We start from the raw sequence: 25,392 nt of genomic DNA, 5'->3' as shown, positions 1-25,392 counted from the left end.
ATATAACAAGTTTGTCTATATGTCCATCAAACCCCCTCTCGTTCCGAGAGAAGTTGTTTTACCATGTCTTCCAGCTCTTTCACGCGTTTTTCAAGGTCCGGCAAATTTCTAAAAATTGCCTGACTTTTTAGCGAACTTTTATAATCAAACGCGGGAGAGCCATTCCAGGAAGTGTTTGGATCCGTAATGGACTTGGACAAACCGCTCTGAGCATTGATCTTGGTATTGTCTGCAATATGTATGTGACCTACCATGCCTACCTGGCCGCCGATCACACAGTTCTTGCCTATCTTGGTGCTGCCGGAAACGCCCGTCTGTGCAGCGATCACGGTATTAGTGCCGATATCTACGTTATGGGCCACCTGTATCAGGTTGTCCAGCTTAACCCCCTTGCGGATCACCGTAGAGCCCATGGTGGCACGGTCAATAGTGGTATTGGCGCCGATCTCAACATCGTCATGGATCACCACATTACCGATCTGGGGCACTTTCTTGTAAGAACCGTCCGGCTGCGGCGCAAAGCCAAACCCGTCGCCGCCTATCACACAACCCGCATGTAATATTACCCGGCAACCCAGCACACAGTTGTCATATACCTTCACACCAGGGTAGATCACCGAGTCGTCGTTCACGATCACGTTATCACCCAGGTATACGCCGGGATAGATCTTTACATTGTTACCCAGCACTACATTCTCGCCCAGGTACGCAAATGCGCCTACGAAAACATTAGCGCCCATCTTCACGGATGCTGGTATATACGAAGGTTGCTGTATACCGGTTTTATTGCCCACCAGCTGCTTGTACTTCTCCAGCAGCAGTGCAAAGCTGCTGTAAGCGTCCTTTACACGGATCAGCGTGGGCTTCACAGGCCGTTCTGTCACCAGGCTTTCATTCACGATCAGGATCGATGCCTGTGTGCTATATATGAACTCTTCATATTTAGGATTGGCAATAAAGCTGAGCATGCCATCACCGGCCTCTTCTATCTTCGCGATATTGCTCACCTTAACTTCCGGGTTTCCCTCCAGCTTACCATCTAACATGGTAGCCAATTGTACTGCGCTAAATTGCATAGTTAAAGATTAATAAAGTTACCTATTAGGCCATCACCGGATCGTATAAACTTATTCTGTAACATTTTAATTACTTATAAAACGTTGCTTACCTATATTTTTGGATGACAAATGTAGAATTTTTTTACGGGTATAGCCAGCGTATGACTCACCAAAGCATTGTCTATACTGGAAATATCCTTCACAGTACCATCCTTAAAAAGAATGTTAATTTTTTCGTCTAGAACGTTATAGGCACGTAAACTGGCTGTTCCGGTGAATACAAAGTATTCCAGGTCCTTCCCTTCAATGCCCCAACGCTGCCGTACCTGCTGCTGTAACAGGGTTACAGCAGTCTCGTCAAACACCTCGTTACTCAGGATGCATTTGAACAAGTTCCTGTTTATCAGCCATTTGCATAAGAGTGATAATACCTTGTCATCATGCTGCGCCCAAACCTTCACAGCGCCCATGATATCATAGTCGTCCAGCAGGCAGAATTGTTGCAGGCAGGCAGGCTCCCGCTCAAAATTATCTGCCGTAATCGTATGATACAGAAAGTATTGTAACGCCGGCGAAGCAAAAAGCTCCACCCCTTTTAACGCTAACTCCTTAGCCCGGCATAAGATCTTGACAAGCATGTTTTCGGCGCTCAGCACCGTTTTATGCAGGTATACCTGCCAATACATCAATCGTCGGGCCACAATGAATTTTTCAATAGAATAAATGCCCTTCTCCTCCACCATCAGCTCCCCGTTGTGCACCGTCAGCATCTTGATGATCCGGTCATAGCCGATCACCCCCTCCGAAACACCCGTAAAAAAGCTGTCCCGGTTCAGGTAATCCATCCTGTCCACATCCAGCTGGCTGCTTACCAGCTGGTGAAGGAACTTTTTATGGTACCGGTCATTGAAAATATCCAGCGTCAGGCTCAGATCCCCCTTCATCTGGTGATTCAGGTCCTCCATCAGCCACCTGCCGATCGCCTCATGAGACACCCCCTCGATAATATCCGTCTCCAGCGCATGCGAATAAGGTCCATGCCCGATATCATGCAGCAGGATGGCCATCTTAGCGGCCACCTCCTCTTCCTTTGAAATAGCCACCCCCTTTCCCTGTAACTCGCTTAAAGCCCAGCACATCAGGTGGTAGGCCCCCATACTATGATGAAAACGCGTATGCATGGCGCCCGGGTATACTAAGTGGGCTAGGGCCATTTGATGGATACGGCGTAATCGCTGATAGTAGGGATGGGAAATGAGGTTAAAGATCAAAGGATGATCGATAGTAATAAATCCATATACCGGGTCATTTATGATCTTTCGCTTGCGCTCCGTCATTAATCTCGCTTTAGCTATCTACAAAACTACGGTTTCAAACGGTAACTTTTTCTAATGTATAGACGTTTAACGAATAAAATACCCCTATATGTTACACTCAACCAGATCTGTTTTCTGTTTTGCAGCGTTTTTTATACTGGTATTGTCTACCCTGGCCGCCTGCCGCAAAAAAAGCACGGAATCCCCAATAAATGGCTCACACGTAAAGGTGAAATTATTAAATAAAGACTGTATGGGATACATTCTGGCCATTCTGGACCCCCGTTATACCAGCTGGGGCCAGGCAGATTACCAATTGGGCGCACAGGCATACTACGGTGTTTCCATCATAGAAGGACAGCCATTACTGGATCCTCTCAATATTAACCAGGAGTACTATGTTGATATACAGCCCGTTAATCCGCCCAAAGTACAAAGCACCTGCTACCGCGCCCCGGGCCCTCCCGCTAAACTTGCAGATGTGAGCAAAGTTTATTGAATGCCTTCAACAATAAGTCTTTTAACAAATCATTGATCGGTCGGGGGAATGATTCTTGCCGGAAAAGGTTAAATTGTTCCTGGTTTGATACATTCCTTAATTGTTAATTGATTTAGATGAGCCAAATAAATATACTGTGGGTAGATGATGAAATAGAATCGTTGAAGTCCCAGATCCTGTTCCTGGAGAACAAAGGTTACAAGGTGTCTGCCCTTACCAATGGTTACGACGCCCTTGAATTCCTGAAGGAACAGGTGGTGGATGTGGTGCTGCTGGATGAATCCATGCCCGGCATCACCGGCCTGGAAACCCTGGGTAAGATCAAGGAGATCGATCAGCAGATCCCCGTAGTCATGATCACAAAGAATGAAGCAGAGAATGTAATGGACGACGCCATAGGCAGCCAGATCACCGACTACCTTATCAAACCGGTTAACCCTAACCAGGTGCTGCTTTCCCTTAAAAAGATCATCGACAATAAACGCCTGGTGGCCGAAAAGACCACCAGCGCCTATCAGCAGGAGTTCCGCTCCCTGTTCATGGCCCTCAGCTCCAACCTCGATCATGCCGAATGGATGGACATCTACAAAAAACTGGTGTACTGGGAAATAGAGATGAGCAAAGCCAACAGCCCTGAGCTGCTGGAAGTGTTCAATACCCAGAAAGCAGAGGCCAATACGGAGTTCGCCAAATTCATCAGCCGTAATTATGCTGACTGGGTGCACCCTAAATCAAAAGATGGTCCCGTCATGTCTCATACGCTCTTCAGGGATAAAGTGGTGCCTAACCTCGATCCTGATGTGCCTAATTTCTTTATTCTCATCGATAACCTGCGTTACGACCAGTGGAAGACCATACTGCCTATCTTCCTGGAATCTTTCCGGCTGCTGGAAGAAGATACCTTCTACAGCATACTGCCTACTTCCACCCAATACAGCCGTAACGCCATCTTCGCCGGCATGCTGCCCGTGGATATCGAACAGAAATTCCCGGTACAGTGGAAGAACGATGATGAGGAAGGAGGGAAGAACCTCTACGAAGAAGAGTTCTTCGCAGCACAGCTCTCCCGCCTGAAAGCAGATAGCCGCTTTTCCTACACCAAGGTGATCAACCATGCTGATGGCCAGCACCTGGTGAATAATATTCATAACCTGCTGGACTATCCGCTGAACGTAGTAGTTTACAACTTCGTGGATATGATGAGCCATGCACGTACCGAAATGGAAGTGCTGAAAGAGCTGGCAGGCGATGAAACATCCTACCGCTCCATTACGGCCAGCTGGTTTGAGCACTCCCCGCTGCACCAGGCCCTCAAACGCATCGCAGACAGGAAGATCAACCTCATCGTGGCTACAGACCATGGCAGCGTACGGGTAAAAACACCGGTGAAAGTGATAGGCGACAAGCAAACCACTACTAATTTGCGTTATAAGCACGGACGTAACCTTAACTACGATCCCAAGGAAGTCCTGGCTTTCCGCGATCCTAAAGAGGCGGGCCTGCCCAAACCGAATGTGAATTCATCGTATATCTTCGCCCGTGCGGACGGATACCTCTGCTATCCCAATAACTACAATTACTTCGTGAATTATTACCGGAACACTTTCCAGCACGGCGGTATCTCACTGGAAGAGATGATCGTGCCGGTGGCGAGGTTGGTAAGTAAATAACTATAGTTTGAGGTTTGAAGTTTGAGGTTTAAAGTTGGTTGAAAGTTAGAGGTTTCAGGCAGTTGCCTTAACCAGGGCTACTAATCTGAACCTTCAACCTCTAACGAACCTCAGACCTCAAACTTCAAACCTCAAACCAACTGGATTGTTTATTTTTGCACGATGAACATCAAAATCACACAAGCCAATCTCAACCGGCTGGAAAAGATCTTCGAAGAGGGGAAATATATGCTCCGCTTCGAAAAAGGAACTTTCACCTCCGGCTACTGTGTGTTAGAGCATAAGAAAGTGGTGGTGATCAATAAATTCCTGAACCTGGAGGGCCGTATCAATACCCTGATAGATATCCTGTCCACCTTGCAGCTGGACACCACGCTGCTCAGCCCGGACTCCCTGAAACTGTACACACAGGTACAGGAGAACAGGAATATTGCAGACACAGAAAACCCTTCCTCTGAAGAATCAGCATGATGAAGATCACTTTTCTTGGTACAGGTACGTCGCAGGGAGTACCCGTCATTGCGTGCAATTGTCGGGTGTGCACCTCTGCAGATCCAAAGGATAAACGTTTAAGAAGCAGCATATTTGTTGAATCGGAGATCGGCAATATCGTGGTAGATACCACGCCGGATTTCCGCTACCAGATGCTCCGGGCCCGCGTGCAGCACCTCGAGGCAGTGCTGATCACCCATTCCCATAAAGATCATATCGCCGGTATGGACGATATCCGGGCCTTCAACTACTTTCAGCAAAAGCCCATCGATATCTATGCTACCGAGTTCTCGCAGAATGCCATCATGCGCGAATTCGCCTACGCATTCGCCGACTTTAAATATCCAGGCATTCCTGAGTTGAACCTCAAAACCATTACAGACGAACCTTTCAGCGTTAAAAGCTTTCCCATCATCCCCATCCAGGTCATGCATCATAAAATGCCGGTGCTGGGCTTCCGCTTCGGTGATTTCACCTATATCACCGATGCTAACTTCGTAGCCGATGAAGAAAAGGAAAAGATCCGCGGCTCACAGGTGCTGGTCCTGAACGCGCTGCGCAAAGAAAAGCACATCTCCCATTTCACGCTTGGTGAAGCCATCGCCCTGGCACAGGAGCTGGAAGTGCCCAAGGTGTATTTCACCCATATCAGCCATCAGCTGGGCCGCCACCAGGAAGTGAACCAGGAGCTGCCCCCCGGTATGGAACTGGCTTACGACGGTCTCCAGCTGGACATGTAAGCCTCCTGCAGATCATCCCTGGCATTAGTATCTGATTAACGCGAAAGCTTCGGGCTATCCGTTAAATTGCCGGCTTTTATGAAGAAACGTTTGTTGAAAGACCAGCTAAGCTTCACAAAGCAGGAACAAACAGGTATACTGGTATTACTGGTGCTCATCGCCATCACCGTCTGCGTTCCCCGCCTCCGGGAAAGCCTGATCCCTGCCTCCATCCCTATGGATAGTACTTTCCAGGCCGAAGTAAGCGCCTTTCAGCAACAGCTGGCTGCCGCAGATACTGTTAATGTCCGCCGCAGGTCTTATACCCATTACCGGGAGCAAAAGCCCTGGCCTAAAAGGCCGGATAGCTTTCACCGGGATACTTTCCCTGCCCGCTTCCCTGTCCGCAAACCCCTCGTCATCTTTATCAACACCGCTGATTCCTCCGCCTGGGAGGCCCTCCCGGGCATTGGTCCCACGCTGGCTGCCCGCCTGGTACGCTTCCGCGAGAAGCTGGGCGGCTTCTATTCCATCGCCCAGGTAGCAGAAACCTATGGTTTGCCTGATAGCACATTTAAAAAAATTCAAGCTTCCCTCCGCCTGGATAGCGGTTCACTAAAAAAACTTAACATCAATCAGATGGATGAGAAATCTTTAGGCCAACATCCATACATACGCTATAAATTAGCCCGCTTAATAGTGCAGTACCGCAGTAACCACGGGCCTTTCAGCCGCCCGGAAGACCTCTACAACATTCCATTGGTGAATGATAGTATTTATCGTAAACTTGAAAAATACATCGACTTGTAGCTTTTAGCTATTAGCCTTTGGCCTCTAGCTCCTGCTTTGCCGCATTAGCTAAAAGCCAGCAGCCAGCAGCTAACCGCTAAACCACCTCAAAAAGATTACATTTTATGGATTTTCAGCCTTCAGAAATGCAACAACAGATTGCGCAAATGATCCGCGACTTTGGAAAAGTGCATATACAACCCAACGTGATCGACTGGGACGAACGCCAGGAATTCCCCAAAGCCCTCTTCCGGCAAATGGGAGAGCTGGGCCTCATGGGCGTGCTCGTACCAGAACAATACAAGGGCAGCGGCCTCGGATACCCCGAATACGTGACCGCTATCAGTGAGATCGCTAAATTCTGCGGCGGCATTGGCTTAAGCATGGCCGCCCACAATTCGCTCTGCACCGGCCATATCCTGCAATTTGCCAACGAAGAACAAAAGCAGCAATATCTGCCCAAACTGGCCACTGCCGAGTGGATCGGAGCCTGGGGCCTTACAGAGCCCAACACCGGCTCTGACGCCATGAACATGAAATGCGTAGCAAAGCAGGATGGCGACCACTGGGTGATCAACGGCACCAAATCCTGGATCACCCATGGTAAAAGCTGCGACGTTGCCGTAGTGATCGCCCGCAGCGGCGAAGTGCGCGACAGCCACGGCATGACAGCCTTTGTAGTAGAAAAAGGCACCCCCGGTTTCAGCGGTGGTAAAAAGGAGAACAAGCTCGGTATGCGCGCCTCCGAAACCGCGGAGATGATCTTCGACAATTGCCGTATACCCGCTTCCCAGATGCTGGGCGAGGTAGGAGAGGGCTTCATCCAGTCCATGAAAGTGCTGGATGGCGGCCGTATTTCCATTGCCGCACTGTCATTGGGCATCGCCAAAGGCGCTTACGAAGCCGCCATAAAATATTCCAAAGAACGTTACCAGTTTGATCAGCCCATCGCCAACTTCCAGGGCATCTCTTTCAAACTGGCGGATATGGCCACCCAGATTGCCGCCGCAGAGCTGCTCACCATGCAGGCCGCCGATCTGAAGCAGCGCGGAGAGAAATGCACCAAACAGGCAGCCATGGCTAAATACTATGCCTCCGAAGTTGCAGTAAGGACTGCCAACGATGCCGTACAGATCTTCGGCGGCTATGGTTATACCAAAGACTTCCCCGTTGAAAAGTTCTATCGCGACGCCAAGCTCTGTACTATCGGCGAAGGCACTTCAGAAATACAGAAGATCGTTATTGCCCGTGAAGCCCTGCGCGGCTAAATAATGAATAATTAACAATGAATAATTAATTTGTGTCCGGTAATTACGAGTGGTCATTCACTCAGGTACTTTATTGGAAACTAATCAGCCTGGTCGAGATGCTACTGTTATGAAAGAACTCCACTACGCGATTATTAATTATTCATTATTCATTGTTCATTATTATGACAGCCTTTGCAGAACAATTAGAAAAACTGTTTCCTGAAACGGAAGCGGCAGTGCCAGCCGAGTATCGTCTGCCAGCGGAGATCCATCAGCGTGAATACCTTTCCGGTGGTGAAATGAGGCCCTGGAACGGAGACGTGCACACCGTAGTATCCCCCATCGGTATCAGAACAGCCAACGGACTGGAACGAAAAGTGATCGGATCATATCCGCTATGCAGCGCAGCAGAAGCAATGGCTTCGCTGGATGATGCCCTGGCCGCTTACGACGACGGCCGTGGCGAATGGCCCACCATGCCGGTGTCCGAAAGGATCGCCTGTGTAGAGAAATTCACCGGCAAAATGATCGAGCGCAAGCAGGAAGTAGTAAAGCTCATCATGTGGGAAATAGGAAAATCCTACACTGATTCCGTGAAGGAATTTGACCGTACGGTAGAATATATCCACGCCACTATAGACGCACTGAAAGATCTTGACCGCAACTCATCCCGCTTCGAGATCCAGCAGGGCATCATCGGCCAGATCCGTCGTTCCCCCCTGGGCGTAGTATTGTGTATGGGGCCTTTCAACTACCCGCTGAACGAAACCTTTACCACACTGATACCCGCGCTGATCATGGGTAACACCATCCTTTTCAAACCTCCCAAGCACGGTACCTTATTGCATTACCCCCTGCTCGAAGCATTCCGCAGCTGCTTCTCCAAGGGCGTTGTCAATACCATCTACGGCCGTGGTAATGTAATTGTTCAGCCCCTCATGGAATCCGGCAAGATCAATGTCCTCACCCTGATCGGTTCCAGCAAGGTGGCCAACCAGCTGAAGAAGATGCACCCCAAGGTGAACCGCCTGCGCGCTATCCTGGGCCTCGACGCCAAGAACGCCGCCATCATCACAGATAAGGCAGATATAGACCTGGCCGTAAAAGAATGTGTGCTGGGCTCATTATCGTTTAATGGTCAGCGTTGTACCGCGATCAAGATCATCTTTGTTCACCGCCGCATTGCACAAAGCTTTCTCGACAAATTAAGCGAAGCGGTAGGCAAGCTGAAAATAGGGATGCCCTGGGAGAAGGATGTGTTCCTTACGCCCCTGCCTGAGCCGCAGAAGCCCGGCTACCTGAAAGCATGTATAGAAGATGCCATCGCCAATGGCGCTGCCGTGGTGAATCCGCATGGCGGCGATGCGTATGAGTCAATGGTATTCCCCGCGATCGTATATCCCGTAAATGAGCGGATGAAGCTGTACAGCGAAGAACAGTTCGGACCAGTGATCCCCGTGCTGCCTTTCGATGATATCAATACACCGATAGAGTACCTCATCCATTCCGAGCATGGACAACAGGTGAGCCTCTTCACCAATAACGCATCAGAACTGGCTTCGCTGATAGATCCGCTGGTGAACCAGGTAAGCCGTGTGAACATTAACTGCCAGTGTCAGCGGGGTCCGGACACCTTCCCCTTCACCGGCCGTAAGGACAGCGCAGAGGCTACTTTAAGCGTTCCGGATGCTTTAAGGGCATTTTCTATCCGTTCTATGGTAGCCACCAAACAAACGGACGAGAACAAAGCGCTCATCAATAAGATCGTGAGCGACCAAACATCCAATTTCCTTTCAACTAAGTATATATTCTAATCACGCATAATGTAAAAAAATACATACTGTGTGACCATTTATGGGTTTTGACAAAAAAATGAATATTAACCCTTTTGTGTGATGGAAGTTTGAAAAAGGAATGTTAAATTTGGGTTAAGTCAATCACTCTTTACCTTTTATCAACCTAAACCCAAAACACAAGATTGAAACACTTTTACGCAATCTAAAAAGCATCCCGGTCTCAATCGGGATGCTTTTTCTTTGTGCCCCGTACAAATACTCCTTTTTATAATTCCGTAGTTCTACTGATAAACATCGCAGGCCTGCCTTATATTTTTGCGTGAAATAATTTAACCCCATGCGAAAAGTATTAAAGTGGACGGGCATTGTTGTGTGTGCGATCCTGGTACTGTTGTTAATTGCCTATCTCATTGCCTGGATGAATGTATCCGGGCGTTTAAACAAACAATATGCGGTAACGGTAAAGCCTATATCGCTCCGCGCCGATTCATCCATGCTGGCTTACGGCGCACGGCTCTACACCTTGAAAGGATGTGCAGAGTGTCATGGCAGCAACCTGGCCGGAAGAGTATTTGTAGACGACCCTATGATTGGGCGTTTCAGTGGTGCTAACCTTACCAGGGGCAAGGGTGGCCTGCCGGCTGATTTTGACGATAAAGCCTGGCTTCTGGCCCTGCGGCATGCATTGAAACCCGATGGAAAATCTTTGATCGTGATGCCTTCTTACCAGTTCAATGGACTGGCAGATTATGACGTAGCCAGCATCATTGCCTGGTGTAAGGCGCAGCCGCCGGTGGATAATGAACCGCCTTCCATAAAGATCGGGCCCCTGGGACGTGTACTATCGGCTTTAGGTAAGCTGCCGCTGGTGCCCGCAGAAAAGGTGGATCACCATTACCAGGCCCCGGCAGTGGTTAAGCAGGAGGTATCAGTGGCATATGGCAAGTATCTCTCCACCTCCTGCACCGGTTGTCATCACCACGATCTGCGGGGAGGCGATAACCCGGTACCAGGCAAAACACCGGTAGCAGATATTACGGGCAAAGGGCATGTAGGAAGCTGGACCCCCGAGCAGTTTGTCTCTACGCTGCGCACCGGCAAAACGCCGGAAGGCAAGCAGCTGAACAATGATGACATGCCCTGGAAGATGACGGCCCAGTACACGGAGCAAGAATTACAAGCGCTATACCTTTATCTGAGAAGCCTGTAGTGGAGTGGAATGTAAAGTGGAAATTACAAAAGCCAAAAAGAAAAAAGACGCGAGGATTTTCGCGTCTTTTTCTTTTTTATTTTTTACTTTTTATTTTATTACCCGTCCAGGAAATCATCGTTCTGCTCTGCTTCTTTCTCTTTAGCGGGGCTGCCCATACCAGCAAACCATTTATCAACGGTATCGCCTATAAAGGGCGGCACTTTGCTCTTCACAAAATCTCTCATCACCTCGATCGCTTTGGCAGCCTGCTCTGTGTTAAGCCCTGCTTTCTCCTGGAGTTGTTGAATGAGTTCCTGCATATTAAGCTACTTTCAGTTTCACAAGTGTTGACTGCTCCAGTCTTTCCTGGGCATATGACTTGGTGAGCAAGAATACCTTTTCGCTGGTAGACGGCAGGTGGAACATCGCGTCGCTCATTACCACCTCGCAGATGGAACGGAGGCCGCGGGCGCCCAGTTTGAACTCCATGGCTTTGTCCACGATATAGTCCACTGCAGCTTCGTCCACGGTCAGGTCAATGCCTTCTACCTTGAACAGTTTCTTGTATTGTTTGATGAGTGCGTTCTTGGGTTCGGTGAGGATGGCCTTCAGCGCGTCCCTGTCAAGGGAGTTCAGGTAGGTCACCACCGGCAGACGGCCCAGCAGCTCAGGGATGAGACCGAAAGACTTCAGGTCCTGGCTGTTCACATAGCGCAGGATGTGCTTTTTGGTCTCTTCTTCTCTCTCTTTGTCTACGGTAAAGCCGATGGAATGTGTTTGCACCCTTCTGCTGATGATCTTATCCACGCCGTCAAAAGCGCCGCCGCAAATAAACAGGATGTTCTGCGTATTTACCTTGATCAGCTTTTGTTCCGGGTGCTTACGTCCGCCTTGCGGGGGCACCAGCACTTCGGTACCTTCCAGCAGTTTCAGCAGGCCTTGCTGTACGCCTTCGCCGCTCACATCGCGGGTAATGGAAGGATTATCGCTTTTACGGGCAATCTTATCGATCTCATCGATATATACAATGCCTCTTTCGGCAGCTTCTACGTCATAGTTGCACACCTGCAGCAGGCGGGTCAGGATGCTTTCCACATCTTCCCCTACGTAGCCTGCTTCCGTGAATACGGTGGCATCCACGATCGTGAAAGGTACGTTCAGCAGCTTGGCGATGGATTTAGCCAGGAGGGTTTTACCGGTACCGGTTTCGCCCACCATAATGATGTTGGATTTCTCTATTTCCACCTCATCTTCGCCGATCTGCTGGTTAAGACGTTTGTAGTGATTATATACCGCTACGGCCAGTATTTTTTTCGCGTCATCCTGTCCGATCACATATTCGTCCAGGAATTTCTTGATTTCTACCGGCTTCGCCACTTTGGGTACAAAGTGAGAGGGCGCCTTTTTATTATGCTGGAACAGCTCCTGTTCGATGATCTCCTGGGCGTTCGCGACACAATTCTCACAAATATGGCCTTCCGCACCGGCAATCAGTATCTGCACCTCATCTTTGGAGCGGTTGCAGAAGGAACAACGTATTTTGGATTCTTTCATCCGTGATGTAGTTTATTTATTTCGCAGCTAAGCTTACAAAGTTAGGTAAAATAGGAAAAACAGAAAAAAGGAGAAACGGAGCAAAGGCGGTCGCCCTTCCTCCGTTTCTCCTTTCTGATTATGAGCTTACTGCGGCGTGTTTTCCTGTTTCTTCCTCGGATTCCTGTCCAGCACGTCGTCGATAATGCCGTATTCTTTGGCTTCATCGGCGGTCATCCAGTAGTCACGGTCGGAGTCTTTTTCCACTTTTTTGAACGGCTGACCGCAATGGGTAGCGATGATCTCGTTCAGTTCTTTCTTCAGCTTCACGAATTCGCGGGCGGTGATCTCGATATCGGATGTCTGGCCTTCTGCGCCGCCGTGGGGCTGGTGGATCATTACACGGGCGTGTTTCAGGGCGGTACGTTTGCCCTTTACACCTGCTACCAGCAGCACTGCACCGAAAGAGGCAGCCATACCTGTACAGATAGTGGCTACATCAGGGGCGATGATCTGCATGGTGTCATAGATACCTAAACCAGCATACACACTACCACCAGGGCTGTTGATATACATCTGTACATCACGGTTGCGGTCTGTTGATTCCAGGAACAGCAGCTGTGCTGTTACCACATTTGCTACGTAGTCATTGATCGGGTCGCCCAGGAATATGATCCGGTCCATCATCAGGCGGGAAAAAACGTCCATGGTAGCAACGTTCATCGGGCGCTCCTCAATGATGTAGGGCGTCAATGCGTTGATCTGATGGCGTGCATAGCTATCTACTACCAGGCTGCTGATTCCGCGATGCTGGATCGCATATTTTCTAAATTCGTTATTAATGTTCATGATGGTGATGTTTATGAGGTAATTTAGCAAATTCTTCGGCTGTTATTTCCTCTTCTTTAAGATCCACCTTGGTTTCTGCCCACTCGAACAGTTTCTGGGTCACCATTTCGCGATAGGTCTGGTCGATGAATTTCTCATCCTGCATCAGGCGGTCCAGGTAGCTATCCAGCCAATCGGCGCCGTCCAGGGCCGCGCCTGCGCCACCGTAATAGCCCAGTAATTTCTGTTTAGCGCCTTCTCTCAGTTCCTCGAAGGAAACTTCCAGTTTATTTTCGCGGATCAGTTTATCGCTTATAAGCGTCCAGCGGAGCTGGTGGTCAAAGTTCGGATATTCTTTTTCGGCTTCTTCGGCGGTCTTAGGTTTTTCGCCACCGGTCTGCAGCCAACGTTTCAGGAAATCTTTGGGCAGTTCCATGGAAGTTTCGTGTACCAGCGTTTCAAACAGGTCGTTATGAAGGCGGTTACGGCTTTCGGAATCCCAGTATTTCTCGATTTCTTCTTTCAGTTTAGCCCTGAAAGCTTCCTCTGTGGTGATATTTTCGTTCGGGTAGATCTCTTTGAAGAACTCTTCGTTCAGCTCGCGCTTTTCAATGAGGCCTACTTTAGTAATGGTCAGCTTGAAGTATTTCTGGGCGGCAGCCTCGTCTTTTTCGTCAAAGCCCAGGTCTTTCAGGATCCAGCCCAGTCTTTCTGCGTCAAAGGAGGGAGCCAGCTGGAAAACTACGGTGTCGCCTGCTTTCTTGCCCTTCAGCTGTTCCTGCAGGGGAGCGGAGAAGTATTTCAGCAGTAGGGAATTGTCTTTCTTGATACCGCCTTCGATCACATCGCCCTGAGCGTCGCTTTCTTCGAACACCACGTTCAGCACATTATCTTCGTTATCAATGGTTTCGGGGTCGGTCATTTTACCGCCTTTGATCTGCATGCGCTTTACTTCCTCGTCCACTTCAGCGTCGGTAGCCTTTATTTTATAGCGGGTGAGGGTGGTTTTGCCGGATTCCAGGGGAGTTACTTCAAAAGAAGGTTTCAGGCCCACTTCAAAATCGAAGGCATATTCTTCGGGTTTGTTAAAGTCCAGGTTTTTGGAAGTTGTTTCGAGGGACAGGGGCTGGGCGAAGATGTCCAGCTTTTCGTTCTGGAGGTATCCAGACAGTTCTTTTTCCACGGTTTTCAGTACCTCATCAGCAAACAGCGCCTGACCGTGCATCTTTTTAACCATACCAGCCGGTACCATTCCTTTACGGAAACCGGGAATATTAGCAGCTTTGCTGAATTGTTTTACTGCTTTGTCAAAATTAGGAAGGTAGTCCTCCTGGCTCACTTTCACAGTGATCTTATCGTTCAATAAACCAATGTTTTCTCTGGTAACGGTTGCCATAATAATTATTAAATAAAGTGTTCTGTATGTGCAATAATAGTTCCTGAATTGTTTTTTCTGCCATGAAGTCACGCGGCACGAAGGAATGGCAGCGGGGAAGATATAAACTTGGTCAGCCGGCGCCTTTATGGCGGTTAAAGTATCCCTGCAGTTCCTTGCAATCTCCCTGGTAAAAATCTCTCTGTCAAGTAGTTATAGAAAAATAACAGTCTTTTCAGAAGCGCGAAGATAGTGCGTTTAGCTGAAGTTTGCTTGCAAAATGTTTGCAAAATTTTGGCCGGGAGCCCGGGTACACCCGCAATAAGCGCCTTTCCATCCATCCTTCACCAGCGCTGCGTTCATCATTTATCCCTTGCGCATTCCATCGCCATTTCCTAACTTGCCGTGCTAAATGCTTTTGTTTTAAGAACAAACACATGAAGAAAATAGTCCTGATATCCCTATTGATGTACGCGTCCATCTGTTATGCCCGTTCCCAGGACCATGATTCCCGAATTGACAGCGCTGCCGCATACGTTGACGCCGGAAATTACGGAGCGGCCATCAACATCTACTCCCGCATCCTCGCCACTAATGCTAAAAATGCCGAAGTCTATGCCCTGAGAGGACATGCCTACGCTGAAATGAAGGATTATGAAAGCGCCCTGCGGGACTATACTTTCTCCCTAAGCGCAGATCCGCGCTATTGGCAGGCCTACGGCTGGCGGGCCGATCTGCAGGTGGAGCTGGAACACTTTGAAGATGCCATCCGGAATTACGATAGCGCCCTCCGCTACACCGACAGCGTTTCCTGTAAAGAGACGATCCTGCTGAACCGGGCCGTGGCCAAAAGACTTTCAAACGACCATGAGGGCGCTGCGGCAGATTTCCGCGAAGCGCTCAAATACAATCCCAACTGCATCGGTGCATTGGAAAACCTGGGCGGACTGCTCCCGCATATGGACCAGCCACAGGAGGCGATCGCCTGCCTGGAAAAAGCCATCCGGCTGGACTCTACCTTTGAAGGCGGCTATGGCAACCTCGCCTGTCTGTACTCCAACCAGGGGGAATACCAGAAAGCCCTTGATATCAGCAATAAGCTGCTCTCCTTTAAGCCCGGTGAAGCCTACGCGCTGAACAACCGTGGTTATATAAAGTACATGCTGAATGATCTCCAGGGAGCGCTGGAAGATATCAATAACTCCATCAGCGTTTTACCCGTAAATGCCTACGCTTTTAAGAACCGGGGTCTCATATACGCTGCCCTGAAAAGGAACAGTGACGCCTGTACCGACTTTCAGAAAGCACTGAGCCTGGGTTTTGCAAGATACCACGGCACAGAAGTAAATGAGCTGATAAAGACATTGTGCAAAGCATCCGGCAACGCTGCCATTTCCGCCAATTCCGCCATTTCCGCCACAAATAATTGATTTAAATCAAGAAATTGCTACTCTTGCGCCATGATCAAAATGTTTACTGTATTTTCATATAAAATCATTTATCATGGCCCTTCAAGTCGGCATTCACAAGTTCACCGGCAGACTTGATAACGTCATAGGCTATCGCAGAAATGGTAAATATTTCCTGCGTAGCATGCCGGACAAAGTAAGACAGACAGCTGCCACTAAGCGCGCTGCCCGTAACTTCGGCATTGCCAGCCGGAAAGGAAAGCTTATTCGCACCGCCTTCCGTCCTTACCTTGGCCTACGCCGTGACGATGGCCTGGTGAACCGCCTGAATAAGCTGTTTATACAAGCTGGCCGCAACAACTTTCCTGATCTCCAGGGTTTCCATTTTAACCGCCACACCGGACTGGAAAAACTATTCATTATTCCGCCCGTATTCACAGTAAACGGTACCCTCCATATCCCCGCCCAGGAACTGGAGCCACAAGGCGCCAACACACACCTGCAAGTTCGCCTCATCGCCGCGCGGATCGACTTCCGTACGCAACGTGTGCTCAGCTCCGAATCTTCCACCGCTATCATCGACCTTAACCCCGATATCCCTTTCAACGGCCTGGCTTTAAGCGTTCCTACTGAAGGAGAAGGCGTACTAATGGTTACCTTGCAATGCCGCGCCTGCAAAGCTACTAACGGCGTCTTATATCCTTCCTGCGACCGCCGCTACGTAGCCGCCGATGTTATCCATCTTGCAGTACCTATAGACCAAGTGCTCATACCAGACGCGCTCATAGCAAAAACAACGCGTAAACGTTTTGCCTTCCGTAACGCTTCCATTCCGTCATCCATCCCCGTCATTGCCAGGAGCAATAGAGACCGTGCGGGGGGCGACGAAGCAATCTCCCAAACGGCAAACGGGTCTCCATCCTCCGTCAACAACCAAGGGCCTCCATCCCCGTCAGCACGAGGCGCCGCAGGGCCACCGGGCGAGCGCGACGAAGCCATCTTCTAACACAATCCTCAAGCACAATCAGTCGAGCGTCAAGGGTCTTCCTCCTCCGTCATTGCGAGGAGGGGTTAAGCTTTTTGTGCGTGGGGCGACGAAGCAATCTTTTCCACGAAAATTGGACTAAAAAATTGCTTCGTCGCCCCACGCGCTCCCCTTCCGCAGCTCCCCGCATTGACGCGGACGAGTGTCCGTCCACCGAATGTTGCCGTCCACGCCTCAAATCCCTCCCCGCATCAACTCGCCTTCAACTCTTGATCAAGTCCACCTCACGTCCAATTACCCCTTAGTTCTACTTACCCCCTACTATACGCTTACAAAGCCCTTACTTCAGGTACCAGCTTCCTGCAGGTAATGATCCGGTAACCTGTACACGCCTTCACTGTTATCTAATTGTTATGTCCATTTATCATGAGACATACAAATCGGAATTCTTGTAGCTTTAACCCATTATCAAAACGGATACATGCATGTAAACCCTATAAAACCCTTCATGCCTAAACCTATATTATGAAACCATTACTTTTACTATCCCTGTTATGCCTTTGGGTATTAACAACCCGTGCCCAGATAGTGGTGGAATCAGCAAGCCCTGCCTATCTTGCCACCAAGATCCCCGGGTATTCATCGGTCACCAGTTTTAACACAAAGACTTTTTCTTACACACCTTCAACGCCTGTGCAGAACCCCACGCCCGTGGATGGAGACACTACCACGGAAGGGAACGGAGCGTATACATTTGCAGATCTTATTCCGGCGACGATAGCCAAAGCAGATGGTAACATCACTAACACAAGCGCCGGTATTGTATGGACATTACGTATCACTGTTCCCAATGCCTTAAGCATCGGCGTTAATTTCAGCCAGTTCGCGCTTTCTGACAGCGCTAAGATGTATATCTTCAATCAGTCCAGGACGGTGCTGCAGGGTGTGATTACTAAAAAATTATTCCCTGGTGCTACCAAACTGAACATCCCTCCCATCAGCAGTAATGACATCATTATTTACGTAGTGGAGTCTGGCAACCACGGCGCCATGCAGAGCAACCTGGCCATCGATAAGCTGGCTTTGGGCTACAGCAGCATTGGTGAGGTGGGCGGTGGTGGAGCTGCCCTGGCATTATCAGAAGGGGTGAGCATTTTCGGGGCAACGATCAATTGCATTCCTTCAGTGGTATGCTACCCCGACAAGATGGAAACAGCAAGAGCAGTGGCCCGTATAACAATACCACGGGGCAACAAACTGGCAGCGTGCTCCGGTACCCTGCTTAACAACGAGCAGAATAATGGCCGGGCGCTCTTTCTTACAGCTTATCATTGTATTGATGCCAATGACGATAAAAACCTGGATGCAAATGAAATAAGCGCGCTGTCAGTTGCAGATTTCGACTTCCAGTTCTGGAGGAATGGATGTACCGGAAGCAGTAACGCAAAAGCGCTTAGGTTCATGGGAGCAGTGCTCCGCGCTCAAAGGCGGGAATCAGATATGGTACTGCTGGAACTAACCAATCCTCCCGGCGTTGGGGATGGCGTTACCTACGCTGGCTGGAACAGGAACAGTGGCTCTCCTCCCAATGATAAATCATTTATTATTCATCATCCCAGTGGGGAAGATATGCGCTATACATCCACCCGCAATGTCAGGACCTATCTTTTCAACAGCAATTACTGGCAAGCCTTTTATAGCAACGGGGTGGTAGCGCCCGGTTCTTCAGGCAGTGCCTTGTTTAACGGAGAAAACCAGGTAGTTGGTCAATTGAAAGGTGGCTGGAGCAGCTGCAATTGGACAGATTTCAGCGACCGCTATGGCAAGCTGGAAAGATCCTATGGCAACATGCAATCCTGGTTGTCTCCTTCGCAGAACCTGTCGGCTATGAATGCCCTCCCGCTGTTTGGCCTTGCGATCAAAGGCAACAGCGCGCTGGGTTGCACAGGTACCTATTCCGTTCCAAACCTTACAGGATGTACTTTTGCATGGACCGCTTCTTCCAATATCATTATCAACAGCGGACAGTCAACAAACGTCATCACTATCACAAAAAACACCGCCGGTGCGGGCTGGATCCGCGTAGTGATCAACGATTCAAAAGGATCGGGGGACGGCAGGACCCTGACTCTTCAAAAAGACCTGACCATCCTGGATAATGTGATAACAGGAACCATCCGGCAAAACGGGTATGATCCTAAAACATTATATACAGACAATGATATCAACCTGGAATATGCGGATATTGATTTCTACTATCCGGGAGCAACATCTATTAGTTTTAAACTGATTGCAGGCACCGCCGGTTTCTCCAGCATTCCCGCGGGTGAAAGAACGATCCTGAACCTCTACCTGTCTACCGGCAACTATGCAGGTTTTGATGTTACGGCCACCAGTCCTTGTGGTACCGTACTTAACCAGTTCTACTTTTATGGAGTAGGCGCCAATGCCACCGGCGCGGGGCTCTTCACTGTCGGACCTAATCCTGTAAAAACCAGCTTGACCGTAACTGCAAAAAGTGATAACAACGTGATGAGGTCGCATATGACAGGGAAGAATGACGCTTCATTTACTGCAAAGCTATATGAATTCAATACCAGTAACCTCGTAAGGCAAGGCAAAAGTGAAAAGGGCGCTAATACCGCTGTGCTGAATGTACAGGGCCTTACACCTGGACAGTACATACTAAGAATAGAGTATGGAAAGTATAAAGAGTCCAGGCATATTTTAATTGAGTAGGAAAGCTTGGTCATTTACCGGATGGATGCGCCCTTTTTCAGACGAGAAAGGGCGCATCTTCATGTAAGAGTGAAATATCGTATATTACTTTTATGATCAACGACTGCCATCATGAAAAACACACGCATCATTCTCATCTTCCTCACCTTTCTCTCCAATGCCTCCTTCTCCCAGGATCCCTGGAAAATCACCACTACCCAGATCAACCCATCCAACTACTACGGCATTACCGTCGCCAACGGCATGATCGGCATCGTCTCCTCCCCGGAGCCCTTCAAAGTAAAAGACGTAGTCCTCGCCGGAGCTTATGATCTCCACGGCCGCGGCCGCGTCAGCAATTTCCTCCGCAGCTTCAACCTGCTGAACATGCGTCTCGGCATTGACGGTCACGACATCGATGCCAAAGCCATTACCAGCTTTAAGCAGGAACTTGACATGCGCCACGCCGCCTTCACCACCTCCTTTGATTACGGAGATAAAGCCACCATTACCTACACCTATTATTCATTGCGCCAATTACCTTACACCGTCCTGATGGATGTAAACATCACCGCAAAAAAAGACATCGCCATCAACAGCGCCAGTGTAATGGAAGCCCCTGACGCCTTGAAAGACGTACAGAATTATTACAACGAAATAGACCGCCCGCATGTGGTGATCAGCTTACTCACTTCTTCCGCTAAATCGCCCACCGGGAAACTACTCATGTGTGCATCCAATACATTTTTATTCAGCGAGCCACACGGGCAGGAACCCCGCGTGATCCATGAAATGTGGGATAACAGCATGCACCTGATGAAGTTCTCAAAGAATATCAAAGCAGGAGAGACCTACCGTTTTTCAATTGCCGGCTCTTCTATCACTTCCGCTCACCATGATGATCCACTGAACGAAGCAGAACGTTTAACCATATACGCGAAGCTCGAAGGCCGCGACCGCCTCCTGAAATTCCACCAGCAGGCCTGGGATAGCCTCTGGAAAAGCGATATTATCATTGATGGCGACGCACAGGCACAGCAGGATGTGCATAGCATGATGTATCATCTCTATTCTTTCGTCCGCGAAGGCACCGCCTATTCTCCTTCTCCAATGGGCTTAAGCGGATTGGGTTATAACGGTCACGTTTTCTGGGACGCGGAATTATGGATGTACCCTGCTTTGCTCGTGCTCCATCCTGAACTTGCGAAAAGCATGATGGAATATCGTTTCCAAAGACTGGATGCCGCGCGGAGAAATGCATTTGCCAATGGATTCAAAGGCGCGATGTATCCCTGGGAGAGCGCAGAAAGCGGCGCAGAAGAAACACCTGTGTGGGCATTGAGCGGCCCTTTTGAACATCATATCACCGCGGATGTCGCCATGGCTGCCTGGAATTACTACGCGGTAACACAAGACAAACAATGGCTGCAGGAGAAAGGTTATCCCATGCTTGCTGCCACCGCCGATTTCTGGACAAGCCGCGTGGAAAGAAACGGCCCCGGCCACTACGATATTAAAAATGTAGTAGCAGCAGATGAATGGGCAGAGAACGTAGACAACAACGCCTTTACCAACGCTGCCGCAAAAGCCAATTTACAATATGCCACACAGGCGGCAAAGATCCTGGGCCTTAGCCCTAACCCTGATTGGATGCACGTTGCCAATAACATTCCCATTTTGAAAATGGCAGACGGTGTTACGCAGGAACATGCAGCTTATCATGGCGAAGGCATCAAACAGGCTGATGCCAATCTGCTCGCCTATCCCCTGAAAGAAATCACAGATATAGCGCAGGTTAAAAAAGACCTGGAATACTATGAAACAAGAGTGCCCAATGAAGGCACTCCCGCCATGACCCAAGCCGTGTTTACTTTACTGTATGCCCGTTTGGGAGATACCAGCAAAGCATACCATTGGTTTAAAGACGCTTATTTGCCCAACTTAAACCCGCCCTTCCGTGTAATTGCAGAAACCAAAGGCGGCACAAATCCTTATTTTGCCACCGGCGCCGGTGGCATACTCCAGGCGGTATTAATGGGTTTCGGCGGCCTGGAAATTACGCCCAAAGGAATTATCCAGGTTAAATCATCCTTGCCTGCAAACTGGAAAAAGTTAACAATCACCGGTATAGGGGCCGAACAGAAAACGTATAGCCGGGAAGGTAAATAGCATATCATAAAAAAACCTATTTTAACAGTATCTTTTATCCCTCTATGAAATATTTACTTATTACCATCCTGCTGTTTGTACACCACCTCGCTGTTTGGGGACAAACAGATCAACGCCACCGGCTACTCGAAGCACACGGTTATTATGTTGACCTCCAGGACTCAGCCGCGAGGGTCTTTGCCATGGGATTTTATTGGGATGATGAAGAAGTGGTTGATGGTATCGTCAGGGCAGATACATTGCAAATGCAGCCGGACGGCTCCTACAGCGGCGCCTATTTCCGGATCACCCGGGCGGAAGACAGGCTTTTCCTGCTGCGGACGTCTGGAAAAAACAGGAAGTTCCAGCTCAATGCAGCCAGGGATACCAGTCGTGTGAACAATCGTCTGAATAATGCCAGGTACCTTAACAGCTATTTTAGGATGTGCCAAAGATTGAACCTGCTCTATCCCCTGACTTCCTTTGATCGCGGGAATGCTTACGCTGCATGGAGCTCGCTTCCGGATAATGAAAAGAACATGCCCTATCTACAATTCAGCGTATTGGCCGACAAGAGATTTAAAAAGATGAGCGATAGTATCAGCGCTACGCAGGAAAAATATGCCAGGCTTACAAACTATATTGTTGAGAATATCCACTCATTGGATTACGCTGCTTTGAAAGACAGCCTGATCCAGCTGCCTGATGAACGGGATAGCAAAAGCAAATACTATGAAACCGTGATCGATACGGTGGCCTTGCAACGGCCCGAATATTTCTTCCGGCTTGCAGAAGATCTGCCCCAACACAGATCCTGGATCTTTCATAACGAGTTTTTTGACAAACGATCATTCTCCGGCTTAGCAAACGTTGAGGGCCATGACGAAACAAAAAAGGATTTCTTAAAGAAAAGGAGGTCCGCAAAACGAATGAGACGTGTTTTGTTTGTACCAGGGCTGCTTGTCGGTGCATTATGTCTCTGGTTAAAGGCCGAATCCTATAGGTAGCAGCTGCCATTTGCATATCAGAAAATATTTTCACATTTTTTGTATGGAAAGTTTCACCCGGCAGCATCTTTTATGCCTGTATGAAACATTTGTTTGTAACTATCCTGCTGTTTGCGCACTGCCAGCTTGCCTGCGCACAAAGAGACCCTGGCCGCCGGCTGTTCGAAGCAGGCAGCAAAGCGCATCCTTATTATGTTGACCTGCAAGACACTGCCGCAATGGTCTATACTATAGAATATCTTTGGGGTCGCGGGTCGGTAGGCCTGGCTATCACCACGACAGATACATTGCGAAAACAGCCTGACAGCTCCTATAGCGGCAGATCTTTCCGGATCATCCGGGAGAAAGACAGGTTGTACCTGCTGCCTGTGTCTGGGAAAAACAGGAAGTTCCGGCTCAATACAGACAGCGATACAAACCTTGTAAATTATCGCCTGAACGAAGCCTGGCAGCGTGGCAGCTATTTTATGATGTACAATAGACTGAATCAGCGGTACCCTTTGAGCTACTTCGACAACAGGGATACTTATGCCAGGTGGCACGCGCTCCCGGATAGTGAAAAGAGCATGCCCTATCTGCAATTCAGGGCATTGGTGGATAAAAGAATTGGAGAAATGAGTGATAGCATCAGCGCCGCACAGGAGAGATACGTCAGGTTGACAAATGATATGCTCGAAAACTTTAGCTCCTGGGACTACACTGTTTTAAAAGATAGCCTGGCCCGGCTGCCCGCTGTATATGTGTACGGCGGTACATACTATGGAACAGTGATTGATACGGTGGCGCTGCAACGGCCCGAATATTTCTTTCGGCTTGCAGAGGACTTACCCAAACACAGAGCAGTGATCCTTAGCTACGGAGCCTATAATAAACATGCATTCGCTGGCTTAATGAAGATTGAAGGGCATAATGAAGCAAAAAAATGGCTTTTAAAAGAAAGGAAAGCCATAAGGGTATCTACATATTACGCTGTCGGATCAACACTTGTTAGCGTTGGGCTGGTTGCCCTCTTGGCTATTGTGATCTTTTAATATGCAAAAGGGCTGTAAATATTGAATTTACAACCCTTTTGAAGCATCTGCCTACCCTTACCTGTTAATGAAAGATTCATCAATTCGTTAGCAGTTCCCATTCAGAGAGCTGCATAACAGAGCCGCTCTGCACTGCGCTTACATTCAGACGATAGTAAGTATACGAAGTAGTATTGGTGAAGGTATAGGTCTTCTTCAAAAACCTGCTGGCAAAGCTTTGATTGGTACGTGTATCCAGGGTGGTCCAGGTGCTGCCATTATTAGATCCCTGTAGTGTCCAGTTCTTCGGGTCCCTGCTGGGCACATCATTAGCGGAAGTGAGCGTATAGCTTTTCACAACAGCTGCACTGTTGGCCTGAAACCGCATCCATGCAGCTGAATGAGAGGTCAGGTATTTGGTGCTGGTGCTGTTGTCAATCAATTTGGTAATATCTTCTCCGGATGGTGAGTCGTTGTACTGCGCTGATATCGTTCCTCCATTGTTGGTAATATCCGGTGACCCGCCGGTACCGCTGCTTAATGCATCGAATATAGCATCGGTATAGGCTTTGTTCACATTCCCGGCAAATACCATGATCCCCGCCTTATCGGGCGTAGGATGCCACTGTGCATGCGCTATCGCGGAACTCAGGCTGTTGTATTGATACGACATGCCATCCATTACTTTTGAGTTCCCAAGCGTAGCGGCCCAGTAATTGAACCGGCTGGTGTTGTCGCTGAAATACGCCATGTCCATTACAAAGTTCAGGTACTGGCTGAGCGATGTTTCCCTAAAGATGGGGCCTGGCGCTCCGCCGGAATAAAATGCGCCTGTATAGATCTTATCATTAGGGCTTGAAGATAAGGGCCCAAAGTATTTTCCCAGCTCTTTGATAAGGTTCCGATAGTTGGTATTATCAGTAGCCCCGTGCTCTACATCCAGGGAAATACCGTCAAATCCTACGGTATTGACACAATCATTAATAAAGGAGGCGAATTGTACATAGTTGTAAGCCGTGCCGTTGTAGGTGGTAAACGGCGTAGCAGTGCTCCATGAGGCGGCGTCATCCACATTCATCAATACTTTTACCCCCCGTGAACGCAGTGTCTGAATGTCGGTCAGGATCTGCTTTTTATTCTTATAGTAGGCATTTTGCATCCAGCCCGTATTGTAATGTACGGTATCAGCCAGTTCCCATAAGGTGCCTTCAAAAACAACTACAATATTGGCTTTGTCTGTAAAAGTGGTAAGGGGAAGAATACCCTGGTTCACCGGGGTGGCGTCAAAGGCATAGTAAGCCACTTTATTTTGCCCTACCGGTGGTAAAGCCTCGGTATGGGGCGTTCTTCCCTGCAAGGCTGATTCCTCCTTAGATGGGATAGTCTGCTCTTTTTTTGTACAGGAGTTAAGCGCTCCCAGTAGAACGATGGATATTACGAGCGAATAATACTGGATTTTCATAACATTGTTTTTGGGTGTGGAATAATTGTTTTTCGTACAATCAAAAAAATAAGAACAGTATAAGGGGAAGGCAAGATTAGTGCAATAGTAAGATAAAACAAAAAAGGCCGCATTTTGCGACCTTTTTAACTTATAG

Annotated in this window: 21 protein-coding genes; 14 read left to right on the top strand and 7 right to left on the bottom strand. The window is 48.8% G+C overall.

Translation table 11 applies throughout. From position 1 onward, the window contains the following. Positions 1-26 precede the first annotated feature (26 nt). On the bottom strand, positions 27-1,076 hold the full coding sequence (gene lpxD / locus ACR9Y8_RS14195; RefSeq protein ID WP_481213898.1) for a UDP-3-O-(3-hydroxymyristoyl)glucosamine N-acyltransferase: 1,050 nt from the start codon (positions 1,074-1,076) through the stop codon (positions 27-29). 92 nt (positions 1,077-1,168) lie between these two features. Beyond that, a complete protein-coding gene (locus tag ACR9Y8_RS14190) occupies positions 1,169-2,395 on the bottom strand; it encodes an HD domain-containing protein (protein WP_481213897.1) in 1,227 nt (408 codons plus the stop codon). Positions 2,396-2,483: 88 nt separating this feature from the next. Here ACR9Y8_RS14190 and ACR9Y8_RS14185 point away from each other — a divergent pair, with 88 nt between their 5' ends. The 8 genes from ACR9Y8_RS14185 (at position 2,484) to ACR9Y8_RS14150 (ending at position 10,799) form a co-directional block, all read left to right on the top strand. After that, complete coding sequence (locus ACR9Y8_RS14185; RefSeq protein ID WP_481213896.1) at positions 2,484-2,873, top strand: hypothetical protein; 390 nt, start codon at positions 2,484-2,486, stop codon at positions 2,871-2,873. A 116-nt stretch (positions 2,874-2,989) separates the two neighbouring features. Next, positions 2,990-4,543 (top strand): T9SS response regulator signal transducer PorX, encoded by a 1,554-nt coding sequence (gene porX, locus ACR9Y8_RS14180; protein ID WP_481213895.1) that lies wholly within the window; start codon positions 2,990-2,992, stop codon positions 4,541-4,543. Positions 4,544-4,705: 162 nt separating this feature from the next. Next, positions 4,706-5,014, top strand: coding sequence for a hypothetical protein (locus ACR9Y8_RS14175; RefSeq protein WP_481213894.1), 309 nt, complete (start codon positions 4,706-4,708; stop codon positions 5,012-5,014). After that, on the top strand, positions 5,011-5,775 hold the full coding sequence (locus ACR9Y8_RS14170) for an MBL fold metallo-hydrolase (RefSeq protein WP_481213893.1): 765 nt from the start codon (positions 5,011-5,013) through the stop codon (positions 5,773-5,775). The genes ACR9Y8_RS14175 and ACR9Y8_RS14170 overlap by 4 nt, the downstream gene beginning before the upstream one ends. A gap of 78 nt (positions 5,776-5,853) precedes the next feature. Then, positions 5,854-6,564 (top strand): ComEA family DNA-binding protein, encoded by a 711-nt coding sequence (locus tag ACR9Y8_RS14165; protein ID WP_481213892.1) that lies wholly within the window; start codon positions 5,854-5,856, stop codon positions 6,562-6,564. Positions 6,565-6,689: 125 nt separating this feature from the next. Then, positions 6,690-7,811 (top strand): acyl-CoA dehydrogenase family protein, encoded by a 1,122-nt coding sequence (locus ACR9Y8_RS14160; protein ID WP_481213891.1) that lies wholly within the window; start codon positions 6,690-6,692, stop codon positions 7,809-7,811. A gap of 164 nt (positions 7,812-7,975) precedes the next feature. Next, on the top strand, positions 7,976-9,607 hold the full coding sequence (locus ACR9Y8_RS14155) for an NADP-dependent glyceraldehyde-3-phosphate dehydrogenase (protein WP_481213890.1): 1,632 nt from the start codon (positions 7,976-7,978) through the stop codon (positions 9,605-9,607). A 319-nt stretch (positions 9,608-9,926) separates the two neighbouring features. Beyond that, entirely contained in the window at positions 9,927-10,799 is an 873-nt protein-coding gene (locus tag ACR9Y8_RS14150; protein ID WP_481213889.1) for a c-type cytochrome, read from the top strand. A 98-nt stretch (positions 10,800-10,897) separates the two neighbouring features. On the opposite strand, the gene ACR9Y8_RS14145 is transcribed toward ACR9Y8_RS14150, so the two are convergent. The 4 genes from ACR9Y8_RS14145 to tig all read right to left on the bottom strand — a co-directional run bounded on the left by ACR9Y8_RS14145 (position 10,898) and on the right by tig (position 14,538). After that, positions 10,898-11,101 (bottom strand): hypothetical protein, encoded by a 204-nt coding sequence (locus ACR9Y8_RS14145; protein ID WP_481213888.1) that lies wholly within the window; start codon positions 11,099-11,101, stop codon positions 10,898-10,900. A gap of 1 nt (position 11,102) precedes the next feature. Then, on the bottom strand, positions 11,103-12,335 hold the full coding sequence (gene clpX, locus ACR9Y8_RS14140; RefSeq protein WP_481213887.1) for an ATP-dependent Clp protease ATP-binding subunit ClpX: 1,233 nt from the start codon (positions 12,333-12,335) through the stop codon (positions 11,103-11,105). Positions 12,336-12,461: 126 nt separating this feature from the next. After that, positions 12,462-13,163, bottom strand: a complete 702-nt coding sequence (clpP, locus tag ACR9Y8_RS14135) for an ATP-dependent Clp endopeptidase proteolytic subunit ClpP (protein ID WP_298740742.1) — start codon at positions 13,161-13,163, stop codon at positions 12,462-12,464. Next, positions 13,153-14,538 (bottom strand): trigger factor, encoded by a 1,386-nt coding sequence (gene tig, locus ACR9Y8_RS14130; protein ID WP_481213886.1) that lies wholly within the window; start codon positions 14,536-14,538, stop codon positions 13,153-13,155. Before tig ends, clpP begins: the two co-directional genes overlap by 11 nt. A gap of 416 nt (positions 14,539-14,954) precedes the next feature. Here tig and ACR9Y8_RS14125 point away from each other — a divergent pair, with 416 nt between their 5' ends. The 6 genes from ACR9Y8_RS14125 to ACR9Y8_RS14100 all read left to right on the top strand — a co-directional run bounded on the left by ACR9Y8_RS14125 (position 14,955) and on the right by ACR9Y8_RS14100 (position 23,815). Further along, positions 14,955-15,947 carry a tetratricopeptide repeat protein gene (locus tag ACR9Y8_RS14125; protein ID WP_481213885.1) on the top strand — a complete coding sequence of 331 codons (993 nt, stop codon included), beginning with the start codon at positions 14,955-14,957 and terminating at the stop codon, positions 15,945-15,947. 73 nt (positions 15,948-16,020) lie between these two features. After that, positions 16,021-16,932, top strand: coding sequence for a hypothetical protein (locus ACR9Y8_RS14120; protein ID WP_481213884.1), 912 nt, complete (start codon positions 16,021-16,023; stop codon positions 16,930-16,932). A 504-nt stretch (positions 16,933-17,436) separates the two neighbouring features. Beyond that, positions 17,437-19,650, top strand: coding sequence for a trypsin-like peptidase domain-containing protein (locus ACR9Y8_RS14115; protein WP_481213883.1), 2,214 nt, complete (start codon positions 17,437-17,439; stop codon positions 19,648-19,650). Between the two features lie 111 nt (positions 19,651-19,761). Continuing rightward, positions 19,762-21,798, top strand: coding sequence for a kojibiose hydrolase (locus ACR9Y8_RS14110; RefSeq protein ID WP_481213882.1), 2,037 nt, complete (start codon positions 19,762-19,764; stop codon positions 21,796-21,798). Between the two features lie 44 nt (positions 21,799-21,842). Next, on the top strand, positions 21,843-22,784 hold the full coding sequence (locus ACR9Y8_RS14105) for a hypothetical protein (RefSeq protein ID WP_481213881.1): 942 nt from the start codon (positions 21,843-21,845) through the stop codon (positions 22,782-22,784). A gap of 80 nt (positions 22,785-22,864) precedes the next feature. After that, positions 22,865-23,815, top strand: coding sequence for a hypothetical protein (locus ACR9Y8_RS14100; RefSeq protein ID WP_481213880.1), 951 nt, complete (start codon positions 22,865-22,867; stop codon positions 23,813-23,815). A gap of 79 nt (positions 23,816-23,894) precedes the next feature. Here ACR9Y8_RS14100 and ACR9Y8_RS14095 read toward each other — a convergent pair whose 3' ends face one another. Then, the gene (locus tag ACR9Y8_RS14095) at positions 23,895-25,256 is read right to left on the bottom strand and encodes a glycosyl hydrolase family 18 protein (RefSeq protein ID WP_481213879.1); all 1,362 of its coding nucleotides are present in this window, start codon (positions 25,254-25,256) and stop codon (positions 23,895-23,897) included. Positions 25,257-25,392 lie beyond the last annotated feature (136 nt).

It is taken from the genome of Chitinophaga sp. SVR4-12A (genome assembly GCF_056754765.1).
This window is presented reverse-complemented; position numbering and strand designations above follow the sequence as displayed.